Genomic DNA, 16,589 nt, shown 5'->3' with positions numbered 1-16,589 from the left:
GGTGTATTATGGTGCGTTTGAGGCCCTGATACAGCCCGTTTCAGGGCCTCAAACAGTGCTTATTGCACGGCCGAAAAATCTTTCTCAAATATAAACCACTGATATCCAACATATTGCACAAAGCTCTCATTTCTCACGAATTTGCGTCTGACGGAGAGTCAGCGCGCAAATTCACGAAAAATAAACGGGGTAGAACTGAAAACTCAAGGAAAAAAATCACATGTCGGTGAAAAACTGAAAGAGGCCCATATAGCATTTCTTCCGGCAGAAGGCAACAACGCAGATACGTGATTGAAGCTGCGGTCTTTTTTATTGAAATAAATTTCCACGGAATTTCTATTGGGTTTATTTATGATCTATGTGGAACAAAAAAGAGGCGCGGAATATCGCGTCTCTGTATGGGTTTATGATAAACGGCTGTGCGTTACCGCTCTTTTACCATTCATGTTCTTTTCGCTGTGAGATGCATGATTCCACGTCTCGTAAGTGTGACTGCCGTCGGGGCGGCGGTTGCTGTGGCGCGCAGGTGTCATTTCACGATGGACGACACCGGATTGCGCAGTCCCTTGTATCCGACGAGGAAAGCCTTGGCGGAACCGAATTTCAGGAACATGTCGAGGCGCACGGGTATGTGGTTGGCGTCGTCGCTGACGTAGAAGCGCACAATCTCCTTGTACTTGCCTTTCTCAAGCTCCATGTATGAGAGCTGCAGGCAGCGGTATTTTATGCCGTTGTCGGCCTTTATGACGGTCTTGCCGCGATAAAGCAGGCGTGCGGGTGTGGTCTTTCTGCCGTCGGCTATCGGGAAGTTTATGATGTTGCCGGTCTTCCATCCCTCGGGATTGAAGGAGCGCGCTCTGAGGAATATGTTCATCATGTCGTAGCTGCACTCGTCTGCCGACACGTCCTTCCAGGCGTGTGTGCCGTCGTGTTTCTGGCGGTGCATCTTCATCTTCTGCAGTCCGCCGGCATATGAGTAGAACACTTCGTCGACGGTGTAGCGCGAACCTTCGCGTGCTCCCTTGCGGTAGTAGAGCGGTTCCATGGCCAGACTGCTGTAGCAGAGCAGTGTGTCGCGCAGTACGAACATCTCGTCCACGGTGTTGTTGCCGCGTGTGGTGAGCGATGCTCTGTAGGCTTTACGGCCCTTGTAGTTGCTCTCTACGGTGGACATACTTGCGTTTCCTGCCTTCACCCATATGAATTTCCAGTTGTAGTAAAGGTTGTAGGATAGGAACTCTCCCGACTTGAACGCGGTGTTCTTGTAGGTGCACTGTGCTGTCGCCGCTGTTGCGATGAGCAGCAACATCATTATTGCGAAGGAGTGTTTTCTGATGTTCATAGTTTTACGCTTATGATTGTTGTTACACAGTTTGTCTTATTCTTCGGCCCGTTTCAGCTTCTTTTTCATCTGCTGCTGCATCTCCGGCAGATATTCTATGCCGAGTTTGCGAGCACGCTCGATGTTGCGCTGTTTCACCTGTTTGGCCTGTTCGGCCTTCTGCTTGGTTATCTGCGTGGGTTTCTGGTGCGTCAGCACTGTGGCCCTCGGGGTCCATGTTTTGCTTATGTCCCATTTCTCGCGGCACTCGATGGCTTCAGGATAGTAGAACACTTCCTCGGCCTGGCGTCCCGATGCGTAGTCGCCGGTGTCCCAGATGCCGTTGTTGTTGGAGTCGATGAACATACGGACGTAGTAGCGTCCCGGCGTGATGTAGAAGAATTCGGCCGTAGACGAGCTTGTCTTCACCTCTTTCACGGGTTTGTCCGACGGGTTGAGCAACTGCACGACGAGCGGTTGTCCGTTCATGCCGTTGATGGAGAGGAGCAGTGTACTGAACTCGCTGAGGGCGCTAACCTTGAAGCCCTGTTTCAGTTTCTTAGTGGTCTTGCCGTATATGTCGGTGAAGGCTGCCGAGTCGAGTTCGAGACTGTATTCCACGTCCGGCCTCCATTCGCCCATGAGCACATACTTGCGCAGGTAGAGGTCGGGCGTTGCGTTGTATGTAGAGTCGTCGGTGCTGAGTGTGTCCTTGCGGTCGGCCAGCAGTTCGAACGGCGCGTTGTACCACAGCGAGTCGCGCTTCGAATAGAGGTGTATCTTGCTTATGTCAATGGCTGCAATGGGAGTGTTGAACTCTATGCGTATGTTCTTGTCGGGTTGCAGCTTCTGCGGCACAGCCATGTTGTACTCCAGCGGTTCGGGCGGCATGATGGTGTCGTAGGGTTCTTCACGCTTTTTCTTGCGTTCCTGACGCTTCTTCCATTCCTCGTAGGCCTTTTTCTTTTCCTTCTGTCGCTTCTCGTAAGTCTTTTTGGAGAGCAGCTGCAGTGTGTCGGTCTGCAGTTGCAGATGGCCCAACGTGTCTGTGGCCATGTATTTGAGCTGCACGTTCAGCGTGTCGCGGTTGACCAGTGTGGTGTCCTTGAGCCAGTAGGTCACCGTGTCGCGTTTCTCGGAATGTTCTATGATGAATGCGTTGTCGGAGTCGAAGTCGAGACCTTTTATCTGCGGCAGACTGTCGCTTCCGTAGCTGAAGAAGAACGTGAAGCGGTCGGCCTCCTGGCGTTCGCTCTTCACGAGATATCTGTCTGTGAGCGGTTCGGTGAACGCCTTGAGTATAATGTTGTCGGGAGTGAAGCGGGTGTAACCCACGCGTGAGATGCTCTTTATGCGGAGCGAGTCGAGCCAGAGTGTGTCCTGACGTGTGTCGGCCATGGTGGATGGCACGATGGTGTCGGTTGTGAAGGCTATCTTCTCGCTTTTCTGACTGAACTTGTAGTCGCCGTCCATGTCCTCCAGAGCGTATATGCGGTAGCTTCCGGGAGCCACGCCCTTGATGACGAACTGTCCGCGGCTGTCGGTGCGTGCTATTCTTATCATGGGCGAGGAGATGAAGGCCGAGTCGCTCTTGTCGCTGTAGAGTCCCACGAGAATGCCTTTGATGGGTTCCAGATTCTGTGCTTCGAGTACATGGCCGGATATCTGCAGGGTGTCTATTCGGTCGCCCGTGGAGAATGTGTAGGCGTAATTGCCCAGTGGGTTGCCCTCGTTGTTGTCGGAGATGGCGTCGCTGAAGTCGATGGTATAGGTGGTGTTGGCGCGCAGCGAATCCTTCAGCTCGACCTCGATTTTCTTTCCCGCGCTCTTTATCTCGGGCATCTCGGCCTGCGGCGGCGACACCACCACCTTCTCCGTGGCGTTGTCTATCTTCACGAATTCGTCGAACAGGATGCTTATCTTGTGCGCCTTCACGTTTGTAGCTCCGTCGGCCGGCGATGCACCGATGACGCTCGGCGGAGTCTCGTCATACCATCCTCCGTCGGGCTGTCCCATTCTCGCACACGACATCACGGCCGTCATGATGATGATGCACAGCGGCAGCATGGCCTTGCGCATGAGGTTTGCCATGCGTTTGCGGCGCATACAGTTGTGTGGGTATGTTGTTTTTTCAGCCTTGTTCATCCTTTGTTGTCTTTATGCAGATGGCGTGAGGTTGTTTGAATATTATTTGTTTTCAGCATCATTGCTGCCGTTCATTTCCAGCAGACTGTTTATGTTGTCGCGGTTGTTCGACAGGCGCGGCACCTTGTTCTGGCCTCCGAGCTTGTTGCGCGACTTCATCCAGTCGTTGAAAAGTCCCGGACGCGCCTTTATAACCTCGAGGTGCTGCATGGTGATGTCGTGGTAGCGTTTGGCTTCATAGTCGCTGTTCACTTCCTGCAGACGCTTGTCGAGCAGTGAGGCGAAGCGTTCGAGGCTGTCGGGTTCCTTGGCGAACTCTATCACCCATTGGTGGCGGCACTTAGCCTTCTGGTCCATGAAGAGCGGTGCGGCGGTGTATTCGCTCACCTCAGCTCCCGTCATTTCGCAGGCGTAAGCCAGACCTTTCTCGGCGTTGTCCTGTATGAGTTCCTCTCCGAAAGCGTTGATGAAGTATTTTGTTCGTCCGGTGATGACAAACTTGTAAGGATTGCGCGACGTGAACTTTACGGTGTCGCCTATCATGTAACGCCACAGTCCGCACGATGTGGTGATGAGCATTGCGTAGTTGCGTCCGGTCTCAACGCCCCACAGCGGAACTATAGACGGATGGTCGCTTTCAAGTTCGTCCATAGGCAGGAATTCGTAGAATACGTCGTAGTCGGACATGAGCAGCATCGACTTGTCTGTAGGATCGTCCTGTATTCCGAAGAATCCTTCGCTGGCGTTGTACGTTTCCATGTATTTCATGCGCGGCGAAGTGATTATCTTCTCGTACTGGCTGCGGTATGGAGTGAAGGCGATACCTCCGTGGAAGAACACTTCAAGGTTAGGCCATACCTCGTCTATCGTTTTCTTGCCCGACATTTCCAGCACTTTAACCAGCACGCTGAGCATCCATGACGGTACGCCCGACAGGTTGGTGACGTTGGCGTTGAGTGTTTCGGCAGCTATGCGTTCGCGCTTCACCTCGAAGTCGCTGAGCAGTGCTGTTTTCTTCTTCGGCACTCTGACGAGATTCACAAGAGGGTTGATGTTTTCTATAAGGATAGCGCTGAGGTCGCCTACCAGGCTGTTCTGCAGGTTGTAGTTCGACGAGTGGCTGCCGCCGAGAATAAGGCCTTTGCCGTCGAACATGCGGCTGTCGGGATTGTTGCGCAGATATAAAGCCACAACGTCACTGCCTCCCTTATAATGAATGCGGTGGAGGCCTTCGGGCGATATTGGTATGAATTTGCTTTTATCGTTGGTCGTTCCTGACGATTTGGCATACCATTTCACAGTTCCCGGCCACAGCACATCGGCCTCTCCGTGGCGCATACGGTCGATGTCTGCTTTGAGTTCTTCGTATGTGTTCACTGGCACATTGCGCGTGAAGTCGTCATAATTCTTAATGCTGCTGAAGAGGTGTTTGCGGCCGTATTCGGTGTATCTGCCTTTTTCTATGAGATGGCGTAGCACGTTGTTCTGCAACGTCTCTGCCCCGTTGATGTGCTGTTCAAGTTTTTTTTGTCTTGCCAGAAAAAACTTGCCTGCTATGCTTGTTAAGCTCATTTTTGTTGAATATAAAAAGAATACTTCTTTAAATGAACCGTGCGTGACGGCCTGGAACAGAAACACTCTCTGTCGTCTGTCCTGATTTTTATATTCTGCAAATATAGTTCAAACTTTTCTAAACAGTGAACAATTTGGCTATTTTTTTAATATGTGGCGGCCAAAGCACATAAAGCGGCGCGGACTTATTCTATCTTCGCGCCTTTGTAATATACACGGAAGTTATCGCGGGCGTAGCCGTCTTTGAGCACCTTGAAGCTCGACGCCGTCGCTCCTTCTATTTTCCGTCCTTTGTAATACACACGGAAGTTGTCGGCAGTATAACCATATCCTAGCAATTTGAAGCTTGAAGCTGTTGCCCCTTCAATCTTTTCACCATTGTAATACACTCGGAAGTTGTCGGCTGCATAACCATATCCTAGCAAATTGAAGCTCGATGCTGTGGCTCCTTCAATCTTTTTGCCCCAATAATACACGCGGAAATTGTCAGCCGCATAGCCATCGCCGAGCACTTTGAAACTCGACGCTGTAGCTCCTTCAATCTTTTCGCCTCTGTTATACACGCGGAAATCGTCCACCGCATAACCGTCCTTGAGTTCCTTGAAACTCGATGCCGTGGCGCCGCTAACGACTTTTCCGTCGTAATAAACCTTGTTGTTGGCTATGACGTAATGCTTTTTTCTGTTGTGCCACTTGTGGCCTTTCTGCTTGTCCTGTTGGCGGTATGAGCATACGGTTTCAGCTTTTACGCTGTGTGGAATGCCTGCTGTCGCTGCCGTTGCCGTTGCTGTGAGCGTCAGCATAAGGGCTGTTCTGATGAGCAATGTTTTCATAAGCCGTGGTTTGATGGTTTATATTCAGTTAGACGCCATGTGACTATAATGGTTTAACGGTATCCACGCCGTATTATTGTATGCCGGACGGCGTTTTATGCAAACGGCGGCGGCATGTGCCGGAACTGTGCTTCTGATGCTGTCCGACAATGCCGTCGCCGTAATAAGATGTTATGTTTCATCCTCCTTTATGCGGTTTTTGCCTCACTCGGCACTCACCACTTTAGGGAAGGCCGATATGCGCAGACGTGCCGCACCCATCGGTATTAGTGTGAGGTCTGTCTCTGTTGTGCTGCGCTCTGCCCATTTCACAGGAAGCTGGTCGGTCATGCCAGTAGAATCATATCCCCAAGACGGAATCTGATAACCCTTCACACTGAATTCCAACGGCACGCTTTCGGCTGTGAAAGGCATGTCGTCTGCCGGCCATTCTTTCTTGGTTACGCTGATGCCAGACGGTATGAACGACTTGTCCACCTTCAGCGCGTAGTTCCAGTCCGATTCCGGTTTGAGCACATAACATGGCCAGAGTGACGCATCAACACCTTCCTGCCAGTGAGAGTCATCCTGCACGAAATCCGGGTCGCGGCTGTCGTGTTGCTCGAAGTTCTCTTTTATCTTGAGCGACAGAGTCATCGGACCGTAGTTCACGCTTACGCTGCTCTTGTTCTGCTGCCACACCTGCGATGTGACTGACATAGGCATCTCCAGTTCCACCTTGTCGCCGTTCTGCCATTCGCGTTCTATGCGTACATATTTTCCTGTTGCTCCTGCCACGCTCACGTTCTCGCCGTTTACGCTCACCTCTGTCTTGTCCGACCATGCCGGTATGCGCAGATAGAGCGGGAAGTTAACGCCGCTGCCGTCGGTCTGTACGGTGAGAGTCACCTTCTCCTCAAACGGATATTCGGTGTCTTCTATGAGTTTCACGGTCTTGCCTTCCGCACCCACCTTTGCCGTGGTCTCATTAGCTGCGTAAAGCATTGTGGCCAGTCCGTTGTCCGATGTTGCCATTACGAGGTGCTCGGCATAGTAGGGCCATCCCATGCCATGGTTGTGCTGGCAGCAGCGACTGCTGAAAGGACTCATCGAAAGCATGCCCCTCAGGTTGTTGTCGATGCTCGGTCCGTGGAGTTTTTCGTCGCTTATGGCCATGTTGGGAGATGTGATGTATCTCAGCGATTTCATGTCGCTCATCGTTGCGGCTGTGAATGTGTTGAGTGCCACATTCTCGCAGTGGTCGGCCCAGAACGGGTCGCCGGTGATGCCCATCAGTATCTCGTCGCTTGCCATCTGCTCCACAATGGCGCACGTCTCGGCACCCTGGCGCGGATCGAAGTAGCCGTCACGCGCATTCTCATCGGCACCGTACATACCACCCGGCACCTGTCCGTAGCGTTGGCGCATGGTGTTGAAGTCGTCGTATGTGGCCTGCAGCATTTCCGGATCGTCGTTATACATATAGTATGTCGCCGGTTCGCGGAATCCCTGTGCCACGTTCACTCCGTGCCAGTTGGGCAGATCGTCCTTCATGGTCCAGTCTGACGTGTTGCGGTGCAGCTTGTCGATGAGCGGCAGAATACTCTCGTCGCCCGTGCGGTTGTAAAGCCACATGACGCTCCACATGTTGTCGCCGCCGCGCTTCTCCTGCCACAGACCTTTGAGGAACTGCTCGTCTGGTACGGTCATTTCCCATTTGAAGTAGTTGGTCATGGCGTCGAGCACCTTCTGGTCGCCGCTGTGCTCATAGTAGGTCTGCAACGCCCAGAGCATTATCATCTGCGCCCATATCTCGGGATTGCCGTTCTCATAGTTGCGCGGACCGAGGAAACCGTCGCTCTTCAGATTGTCGAATACGGCGTCAAACCACACCTGTGCCTCCTTCTTCATCTCCTCATCGTCGAGTATGTAGGCCAGACTACAGTATCCGCGCAGCCAGTAGGGCACTTCCTCCCAGCCGTGGTCGCCGCTGTCGCTCAGCCATTGGTTGTTGTTCTTGTCGAGCCATGCGCTCACGGTGTTCAGCTTACCGTTGAGTCCTTCCTTCTGCAGCTCAAGATACTTGCGCAGCCATCCGCGAGGCTGCACCTGTCCAACGGGCAGCTTAAGCAGCGGAGCCTGACGCAGCGGAGCTCTGAAGTTGGTATAGTTGGAGCTTGTTGAGACGAGCGGACGGTCGGTTACCGTCACTTTGTCCTGTGCCGTTGCCGCTGTCGCCATGAATAGTGCGGCGGCACATGCGGCCATCCATTTTCTGTTGTTGTATGTCTTTGTGTTCATTGTCTGTGATGTTTTTATTTGCCGATGATTTTCTTTTTGCCATCCACGATGTATATTCCTTTCTTCAGATTGTCGGTGGATGTTCCCATATATACGCCGTTTATGCTGTACACACTGTTGTTGCCGCCGTATGCGCTACCGTTGTCTGCCGGAAGAGAACCGATGCCTGTCGGTATGTATTCGCTGATGAGGCTCAGTCCGTAGTCGATGTGTCCGCCTCCACTACCTTGAGTCAGCGATACGCCCATCACGTTGTCGCCCTCAAGCAGCAGTTCTTTCTGCTCGTCGGTCAGTGTTATTTCGGCGTAGTTGTTGTCGTTCCATCCCGACGCGCTCCATATCAGAGTGCCGTTGAGATAGACCTTCGGGTTCTCGTCATAGCTGCACGAGAGCACCAGTTTGCCGGCCTTCATCTTCTCTATGTCCGATGCCGTGAGGTTGAAGTGGCGGCGTATGAGTATCGGGCGAACCTGACTCGCCCACTTGTTGATAAAGAACATGTTGGCATCGTTGCTGAACGGACCCACGCCCGATATCCAGTCCTGCTCGTCCTCCTGCGGCGAAGCCCACTCTCCGGCCTCCGCCACGGCTATGTCTTCGTTGTAGTTAAGGAAATAATATTTGCAGTCCCACGGTCCCGAAGCCACCGTTGTGAGATAGTCGGTGGCGGCAGTCATGTCGGCTTCGTACAGTCCGCAGTCGGCGAAAGCGCCTCCCCAGTTCTGGTGAACGTGCACTGCCAGTATGTTTTCCGATCCGTCTGTCTTTATGAGAGCCTTCTGCTCGTCGGTCAGCAGCACATATTCGTCGTTGTTCCATCCGTCGGAGGCCGAGAACACCTTCACTCCGTTGATATACCATTCGGACGGAGCGTCGTCGTGGCCTACGCACAGGAACACTGTTCCTGCCACCGGTTTGTCGATGGTGAAGCTGCGGCGCATATACATTTCGCCCATTATTTCGGTCTGAATCCATCTGAACGACTTCTGGTCCTTGTAGTATTCGTCGGAGCTGAAAGGCGATGTTGCCGTCTGCCATGCTATGTCGCCGTCGGTCAGTTCGTACTCCGGCTCATACCACATCCTGCCGTTTGAGTCGGCATCGGGTTCACCCCATATTTTGTTGTAATACTGGCTGTCGTAGCGCATGCCTGTGTCGTAAATCCATACGTCGGCCTGATAGGTGTCTGCCGGTGTGTACTGCGACGACGGCAATATGGGCCGCTCGGGGTTGAACGTGCTGATTATTCTGTCCTGTGCACCTGCCTGCATGGTCTGCATGGCTGCAAATGCCGACAGAATCAGCATTCTGAAAGGTAAATTGTTCTTCATTTTCATTTCTGGTTGTTTTAGTTATTTCTGTTTGGTTTCAGGTCTGTGTTTGCTGTCTGTTTCTCCGTTGTGCGGAGGCGGTCGTGATAACGACACTACGGATTAATAATCTTAGAAAACAAAGTTAGTGAAATCAGAAATATAATATAAGTATTCAGTTGTTAAAAAATATAAAACAGGGTATGCCGTTCATAAATAGCTGATTGTACATCTGTTTTATATTGAATTTTATATGATGCTGATGCGCTTTGCCGTTTGTATCGTTGGGTAAGGCTGGAGATATGATGCAAAAATGTGAAAAAGTTGAAAAGTATTGGTTGCATATACCTCCTTTTTTCCTATATTTGTAGAAAATAGGATTCGGCTCAGCAATGTCAGGTCCGGCAAAACAGTGTTTTTCCGTCCTGCCGTTGCATTCGCCTCTTACTATTTTTGTAAAAAACAGGATTTGGCAAATAAAGAATGTTTATGAAGATAAAATCTGTTGACCTCAGACATATGCATACGACAGCCCTCATGCGCCGATGCCTTTTCATGTTGATACTTGTTCTGGTGATGACCGCCTGCTCCCAACGGAAGGGCTATGTCATAGGTGTGTCGCAGTGTAGCGAGGATATATGGCGTGACAAACTGAACGATGAGTTGCGCATGGGAACCTATCTTTTCGACAATGTGGAGCTCCGCATAGCTTCGGCCAACGACGACGACCAACGCCAGATAGCCCAGATAGACAGCCTGGTGGCCAGCGGCATAGATCTGCTATTCGTATCGCCGAACCAGATGAACACCGTGTCGGAGGCCATCGACCGTGCCTACGACCGCGGCATACCGGTGATATACTTCGACAGGAAGACCAATTCTGACAAATACACCGCCTTCATCGGTGCCGACAACTACGCCATAGGACGCACCATGGGCCATTATCTTGCCACGCAGCTTGGCGGCAAGGGCCGTGTGGTGGAGATAACCGGACTGAAGGATTCGTCGCCGGCCATAGAGCGCCACCGCGGTTTCACCGATGAGCTGAAGGCTTATCCGGGCATCAGACTCGTGTGTGTGAGCCATGGTAGCTGGACTCGCAAGAGCGGCGAACAGGCCATGAACGAGATACTGTCGCAGACCGACGACTTCGACTGTGTGTTTGCACAGAACGACCGTATGGTGGACGGTGCGCGCGACGTGATGAGCCGTAAGGCCGCCGGACGCAAGGTGACATACATCGGAGTGGACGCCCTGCCCATGCCCGACGGCGGAATGCACCGCGTGAAGGACGGCACAATGCTTGCCTCATACCTTTATCCTACACGCGGCGATCTCGTCATGCAGCTTGCCATGAACATTCTTGAGGGTAAGCCATACAAGCGCGAGAACTATCTGCAGAGCGCCATCGTCACGCCCGACAACGTGGATGCCATGCTCATGCAGGCCGACGAGATGGCCCAGCAACGCGACAGGCTCGAGGTGTTGCACAAGCAGGTGGACCGCTATCTGGTGCAGTACAACCACCAGAAGGTGTTCCTGCTGCTCTCGTCCATCATCATTGCGTTGCTCATAGTGTTCTTCATCTACATCTACCGCACCATCATCATGAAGCGCCGGCTTGCCGAAGAGACTGTGAACGCCAAGTTGCAGTTCTTCACCAACGTGAGCCATGAGTTCCGTACTCCGCTCACACTCATAGCCGATCCCGTGGACCGGCTTCTGGCCGATCCGAAGACAAGCGAGGAACAGCGCCGCCTGTTGCAGCTCGTACGCAAGAACGTGAGCATGATGCTGCGTCTGGTGGGCGAGATACTCGACTTCCGCAAGGTGCAGAACGGCAAGATGAACGTAGAGGCTTCGAGCTTCGACCTTGCCGCCGGACTGCGTGAGTGGACGGGAAACTTCGGCCCTGTGGCGCAGAAGAAGCACATAGCCATGAACACCTCGATGCCGGAGACGCTCGTGGTGTGCACCGACCGCAACAAGGTGGAGCGTATATGCTACAACCTCATGTCCAACGCCATGAAGTACACCCCCGAGGGCGGATGTATCAACGTGAGTCTGGCGGGAGGCGAAGGAGGCTCGTTCACACTGGCCGTGGCCGACACCGGTATAGGCATACCTGCCGACAAGCTGCCGCATGTGTTCGACCGTTTCTATCAGGTGAAGCACGGTTCGGGCGGAACAGGCATCGGTCTGGCTCTGGTCAAGTCGTTTGTCGATCTGCTCGGAGGCACCGTCAGGGTGAACAGCAGCGAGGGCAGGGGAGCAGAGTTTGTGGTGAGTCTGCCTGCTGCAAAGCCTTCAGCTAAGGAGAATCAGGCACAGAGCGGACCTGAACCCGACAGACTGGCCGAGGAATACATAGCTGCCGACAGCATAGACGCCGCCGACGCGCCCAACAGCCGTGCCGACATCATGACAAGCCCCGACGACGACGGCGAGCGCGAGGAGATACTCGTGGTGGACGACAACGACGACATGAGAAAATACATAGGCACTCTTCTTTCAGACAGATACAACGTGAGCTACGCCTCCAACGGCCGCGAAGGTCTTGACAAGGCCGTGAGTGAGGTGCCGGGACTCATCGTGTGCGACGTCATGATGCCCGAGATGGATGGACTGGAGATGTGCCGCCGCATAAAGACCACCACTGCCACGAGCCACATACCCGTAATACTGCTCACGGCAAACGCCATGGACACCCAGCGTGCCGACGGCTACGACTGCGGCGCCGATGCCTATATCGTGAAACCGTTCAGCGGCAAGGTGCTCACCGCAAGGGTGCGCAACCTCATAGAGAGCCGCCGTCAGCTGAAGAACATATACGCACAGGGCGAGACCGACGAGGCGCAGCCCGAGAGCATGGACAAGCACTTCATGAACGAGTTCCGCGCAAAGGTGAACGAGCATCTGGCCGATCCGGAACTTAATGTGGAGACGCTAAGCGCCGAGCTGGGACTGAGCCGCGTGCAGATGTACCGCAAAGTGAAGGCACTGACGGGCAGCACGCCTGTGGAGCTGATACGCATCACCCGACTGAAACGTGCCGACAAGCTGCTCAAGGCGGGCGGACACACCGTGTCGGAAGTGTCGTATGAGGTGGGATTCTCCTCTCCGTCTTATTTCTCCAAGTGCTATAAGGACTACTTCGGACATACGCCCAACGGCAAATGACGCGCCGTAGTGACGGGCAGACATAGCGGAAAAGGATATTGAAAGCATCGGCATGGGCCGGTGCTTTCGTCGTGTACGGGCGGCAGCATCATTTTTCTGTGACAGGCAGAATACCGCATTACTGCCTTTTCTCGGGCACTGCCTGCGGAGCAGACGTAAAAAACGGATAAGCCCATTTGGCCCCCAAAACTGCATATTTATGCAATTCGAAAAGTAAAAAATCTTGACAAAATTTTTTTTCAAAATAGAAAACGGAGAGCGAAGATTTTCCGCCTGTCGTCTGTCGGAAAGCCTTTTTTGCATCAGCTGTGCGTCTGCGATTCTGCGGCAGAATCGTGAGCGGTTTACGGTATGGTCCGTTTCGCGGTGCGATATGCACCAGATCATGGCCTGATATAGTCTTTATCAGCGTGTGATATGGCCCATATCAGGGCCTCATTCGGGCTTTATCGCAACGCTGCGGAGCGCACATCAGAGCACGAAAAAACGCAACCCGCTGACTGGCAGTAGGTTGCGTAAAGTCTCTGAGAATCGCGTATTTGCGACCGAAAAATTTGTTGCTCAGAATGATGGCCTTAATTTTGAGTTGAGCATGAATATTTATGCATCGGCCGTTCGCGTTTCTGCATATTTATACATTTTCTCTTTTGCCTCATGCCGGGCACCGTGTGCGCTGTCCGGACACTGTCGGGCCGTGGCCGTTCAGCCGATTATCATCTTGCGTCCGTTGATGATGTATATGCCCTTGCCGAGGTTGCCGTAGCTGTTGAGTCCGCGGCCCACGTGCAGGCGTGCTCTCTTTGTGCCGTCCAGGCAGAATACATCGACGTCGCACTCCTTGTCGGACGATATGTAGAGCACACCTTCTTCGGTGTATATGCTCATGCCGCTCTGTGGTGCTTCGATGGATGTTGAAACGTCGCTGACGGTGAAATATTTTCTTTCAGACACCTCGTCCCACGAGTCGTTGATGTAGAGCGAGCAGAAGTATTTGCCCGGTTTCAGGTCGCCGGCCTTTATCTCTATGCTGCCGTCTATGCTTCCGTAGGTGTAGAAGAAGCCGTCGAGGTCGTCAACGCCCGGCACCTTGCCGTCCTGATAAACGCCGATCCAGTCTTTCGGAGTGCCCGGAGCCTCGTGGTAGTGTATGGTGATGTTCTCGTCGTTGCAGAACTCTGTCTTGTCCAGATTGACCGAAGAGATGTTCTCGCCCACGGCAAACATTATTCTTTCTGCCGGTTCGAAGTATCCTCCGCGTGTGAAATAGTTGACGAAGTAATAACCTTTGGGCAGGTCTTTCGCAAGCGTCATCTCGCCTTCTGTGGCCTGCTGGGTGTAGTTCCACGCGTCGGACAGGTTGGCTGTTCCCGGTACTTTGCCCATGCGGTAGATTCCGATCCAGTCGTCTTTCAGTCCAGGAGCGTTGGCGAATTTTATCTTTATGTCCTCGCCTTCCTCATACTTGTCCTTCTCTATCGACAGTTCCGGCACCGGTCCGAAGTAGAACGGCAGACGTTCGGTTATCTCAGTGTAGCCTCCGTCGGCAAAGAGTACGGCATAGTATTCGTTCACTTCGTTGATGGTGAATTTCATCGAGCCTGCCGCCTGTGACGTGTATTTCCACAAGTAAGAGTAGGACGTTCCGGCGCCTGTGCCCGGTTTCTCGCCCTTGCGGTAGATGCCTATCCATGCATTCTTGCCCACCGGCGCGTTGGCATAGGATATCTCTATCTCGCTGCCTGGTTCGTACACTTTCTTGTTGATAGTTATCTGCGGTTCGCTTATTATGCTGCCGATGACCTTGAACGATTTAGCGTCCGACCATTCCGACCACTCCAGGTTCTCGTCGCGGTATCTCACACGCACATAGTATGTGCCGTTGCTCAGTCCCTGAGAGGGCAGAGTGTATTCGGTTATGTCCTTGTTGTGGTTGAGGTCTATGGGCAGATAGAGCGGCGCTTTGGTCGATCCGTAGAGGTCTTCGACGTCTCTCACCACGTTGAGCGATATGGTAGAGAAGTTCTCGTTGGTAGAGAACTGATACTGCACGGTGTTCAGCTTCTCGTCGGTAGAAGTCTTATACTGGCTTGCGTTGAATGTGTAGGGCAGTTCCACTTCGGCGTCCACCTCGCTGAGTTCGGGTTTCTCGGGTGCGGCCTTGCCGAAAGAACGGTGGAAGGAGTCGATGAGTATGTTGTCCACCACGAGTCCCTTGTTTCCGATGGCGTAGCACTCGGCCTTCATTTCCTTCTTGTCGAAGTCGAACTCAAGAATCTGATAACCCCAGTAGTCAATGGTTTTCTGCACGTCGTCATAGTCCTGCTCCGACGACATTCCCCAAAGCTGGTCGTAGGATGCGGCTCCGTTGATGATGTGGTAGAGCGGATATTCGGCTATCTGTCCGCGGTGGTAGAGATGGTGATGGCCGCCGTAGTTGAGTATGTGTTTCGGAGTTTCGGAGAGGATTGGTATAATCTCGTTTCTCACCCATGGCGAAATGTCGCCGATGTACTGCTCGGCCTGTATGGGGCGGTGGTTCACACTGATGATGAAGTCGACAGAGTCGTCGTTCTTTGCGGCGTCAACAACCTGTCTCACCCAGTTCTTCTGCGCATCGCCCGTGTGCTCGGTACTAAGCACTACGAACAGTATGCGTCCGACCTGATAAGCATAATAGTTCTCCGTGCCGCTCTTGATGCCCTGATACTCCAGCTCCTCGAAGTGGTTGTGTGCGGCGTAGCGCTGCATGCCCGGATCGCTGTAAGTGTCGTGGTTGCCCACGGCTGTCATGATGGGGAGGTAGGGCGACATCTGCTTGTTCTTCCAGTAGTTGATGAGTTCGTACTGGTCGAGTGTGCCGTTGTCCACCTGGTCGCCTACGTTCATTATCATATTGATATTCTCTTCCAGGTTGCCGTATTTCTCGTTTATCTTTCTTGCCGCAGCCTGCATGAGCCATTCGTATCCGCTACGCTTCTTCAGCTGGTGGTCGCCCATGAGCAGTATGCGCATCGGAGTGTTGCCGCCCTTCTTCGGCATGGTGCGGAAGCGGTAGGTCTGGCTTTCCTTGTCGCCGCTCTTCACCTTATAATAATATATGGTGTTGGGCTCGAGCGATGTCAGTTTGACGGAGTTCCAGAAGTAAGTATCCGACAGTTTCTGGGCTGTTCCTTCGGTCTGACTGGTGAGGTTGTTCTCAGATTTGCCGAACATCACCACCGGAGTTTCGTTGAAGTCGGTCTTCCAGCTTATCCAGATGGAGTTGTCGGTGGCTGTCTGCAGATAAGGTTCGGTCATCGAACGGTATGCAGCGCCTTCGAGGTCTACCGTTACGCGGTGGGCTATCACCTGCTCGTAGCCGTCGTCGCCAGTCACCGGCTCGTAGTATATGTCGGCGTCCTTGTAAGTCTTTCCTGCAATCTCGATGCTCTCGCCCGGTTTGATGGAGTGGTCTACAAAGCTCTTCACGTAGCGGTGGAAGGTCATGTCGAGCGACAGAGTGTCCTTTGTGCCGTCGCTGAACTGGCGTTCGAGCATCATCGGACTGTCCTGCGCGATGAATGTGGCTTTTATTTTGGCGACAGGAGTGCCCTGTCCCTCCACGATGTCGCAGCCCACGGCGGGCAGCCATCGGTAGTTTGTAACGTCGGCGTCTTCAGCCACGCTGTAGGTCTTCACGTCGTCGATCTTCATGTCGGCGTCGCCCACAATCTTGTCGATGCTGTCTGCCGACAGGTTCATAGCCTGTCCTGCGAGCAGCAGCATCAACGAGTTTGAAAGTAAAAATCTGTTCATAATTAAGTTTTTGTTGGTCGCACAAAAGTATCCATACTATGTTACCGTGCGGTTTCAATGGATTTGCAATTCGGTTGAGAATACGCGACATCGGTGCGACGGAAACCTGTCGCCTGATGTTATACATTTATTATATAAAAAGAGCTATACTTG

8 protein-coding genes are annotated in these 16,589 nt (G+C 52.9%); 1 reads left to right on the top strand and 7 read right to left on the bottom strand.

Annotated elements, in window-relative coordinates; translation table 11 throughout:
- Positions 1–529 precede the first annotated feature (529 nt).
- The 6 genes from WKT13_RS01605 to WKT13_RS01580 all read right to left on the bottom strand — a co-directional run bounded on the left by WKT13_RS01605 (position 530) and on the right by WKT13_RS01580 (position 9,488).
- Positions 530–1,342 carry a DUF3108 domain-containing protein gene (locus WKT13_RS01605; RefSeq protein WP_340322531.1) on the bottom strand — a complete coding sequence of 271 codons (813 nt, stop codon included), beginning with the start codon at positions 1,340–1,342 and terminating at the stop codon, positions 530–532.
- A 36-nt stretch (positions 1,343–1,378) separates the two neighbouring features.
- On the bottom strand, positions 1,379–3,466 hold the full coding sequence (locus tag WKT13_RS01600; RefSeq protein ID WP_445323546.1) for an Ig-like domain-containing protein: 2,088 nt from the start codon (positions 3,464–3,466) through the stop codon (positions 1,379–1,381).
- A 42-nt stretch (positions 3,467–3,508) separates the two neighbouring features.
- A complete protein-coding gene (locus WKT13_RS01595; protein ID WP_298619160.1) occupies positions 3,509–5,038 on the bottom strand; it encodes a GH3 auxin-responsive promoter family protein in 1,530 nt (509 codons plus the stop codon).
- A 185-nt stretch (positions 5,039–5,223) separates the two neighbouring features.
- The gene (locus WKT13_RS01590) at positions 5,224–5,871 is read right to left on the bottom strand and encodes a DKNYY domain-containing protein (protein WP_340322530.1); all 648 of its coding nucleotides are present in this window, start codon (positions 5,869–5,871) and stop codon (positions 5,224–5,226) included.
- 204 nt (positions 5,872–6,075) lie between these two features.
- Positions 6,076–8,151 (bottom strand): beta-L-arabinofuranosidase domain-containing protein, encoded by a 2,076-nt coding sequence (locus tag WKT13_RS01585; RefSeq protein WP_340322529.1) that lies wholly within the window; start codon positions 8,149–8,151, stop codon positions 6,076–6,078.
- A gap of 14 nt (positions 8,152–8,165) precedes the next feature.
- Complete coding sequence (locus WKT13_RS01580) at positions 8,166–9,488, bottom strand: hypothetical protein (protein WP_340322528.1); 1,323 nt, start codon at positions 9,486–9,488, stop codon at positions 8,166–8,168.
- Positions 9,489–9,950: 462 nt separating this feature from the next.
- On the opposite strand from WKT13_RS01580, the gene WKT13_RS01575 reads away from it, so the two are divergent.
- Positions 9,951–12,641, top strand: coding sequence for a hybrid sensor histidine kinase/response regulator transcription factor (locus WKT13_RS01575; RefSeq protein WP_340322527.1), 2,691 nt, complete (start codon positions 9,951–9,953; stop codon positions 12,639–12,641).
- A gap of 702 nt (positions 12,642–13,343) precedes the next feature.
- Here WKT13_RS01575 and WKT13_RS01570 read toward each other — a convergent pair.
- On the bottom strand, positions 13,344–16,436 hold the full coding sequence (locus WKT13_RS01570) for a fibronectin type III domain-containing protein (protein ID WP_340322526.1): 3,093 nt from the start codon (positions 16,434–16,436) through the stop codon (positions 13,344–13,346).
- Positions 16,437–16,589: the final 153 nt, after the last annotated feature.

It is taken from the genome of Prevotella sp. HCN-7019 (assembly GCF_037890215.1).
Lineage (GTDB): Bacteria > Bacteroidota > Bacteroidia > Bacteroidales > Bacteroidaceae > Prevotella.
Note: the sequence above shows the minus strand (reverse complement) of the source record. Positions and strands in the feature narration are given on the sequence as shown.

Coding starts and splice junctions, on each gene's coding strand:
- WKT13_RS01595 (WP_298619160.1), bottom strand. CDS start 5,038: ATGAGCTTAACAAGCATAGCAGGCAAGTTTTTTCTGGCAAGACAAAAA.
- WKT13_RS01600 (WP_445323546.1), bottom strand. CDS start 3,466: ATGAACAAGGCTGAAAAAACAACATACCCACACAACTGTATGCGCCGC.
- WKT13_RS01580 (WP_340322528.1), bottom strand. CDS start 9,488: ATGAAAATGAAGAACAATTTACCTTTCAGAATGCTGATTCTGTCGGCA.
- WKT13_RS01570 (WP_340322526.1), bottom strand. CDS start 16,436: ATGAACAGATTTTTACTTTCAAACTCGTTGATGCTGCTGCTCGCAGGA.
- WKT13_RS01605 (WP_340322531.1), bottom strand. CDS start 1,342: ATGAACATCAGAAAACACTCCTTCGCAATAATGATGTTGCTGCTCATC.
- WKT13_RS01575 (WP_340322527.1), top strand. CDS start 9,951: ATGAAGATAAAATCTGTTGACCTCAGACATATGCATACGACAGCCCTC.
- WKT13_RS01590 (WP_340322530.1), bottom strand. CDS start 5,871: ATGAAAACATTGCTCATCAGAACAGCCCTTATGCTGACGCTCACAGCA.
- WKT13_RS01585 (WP_340322529.1), bottom strand. CDS start 8,151: ATGAACACAAAGACATACAACAACAGAAAATGGATGGCCGCATGTGCC.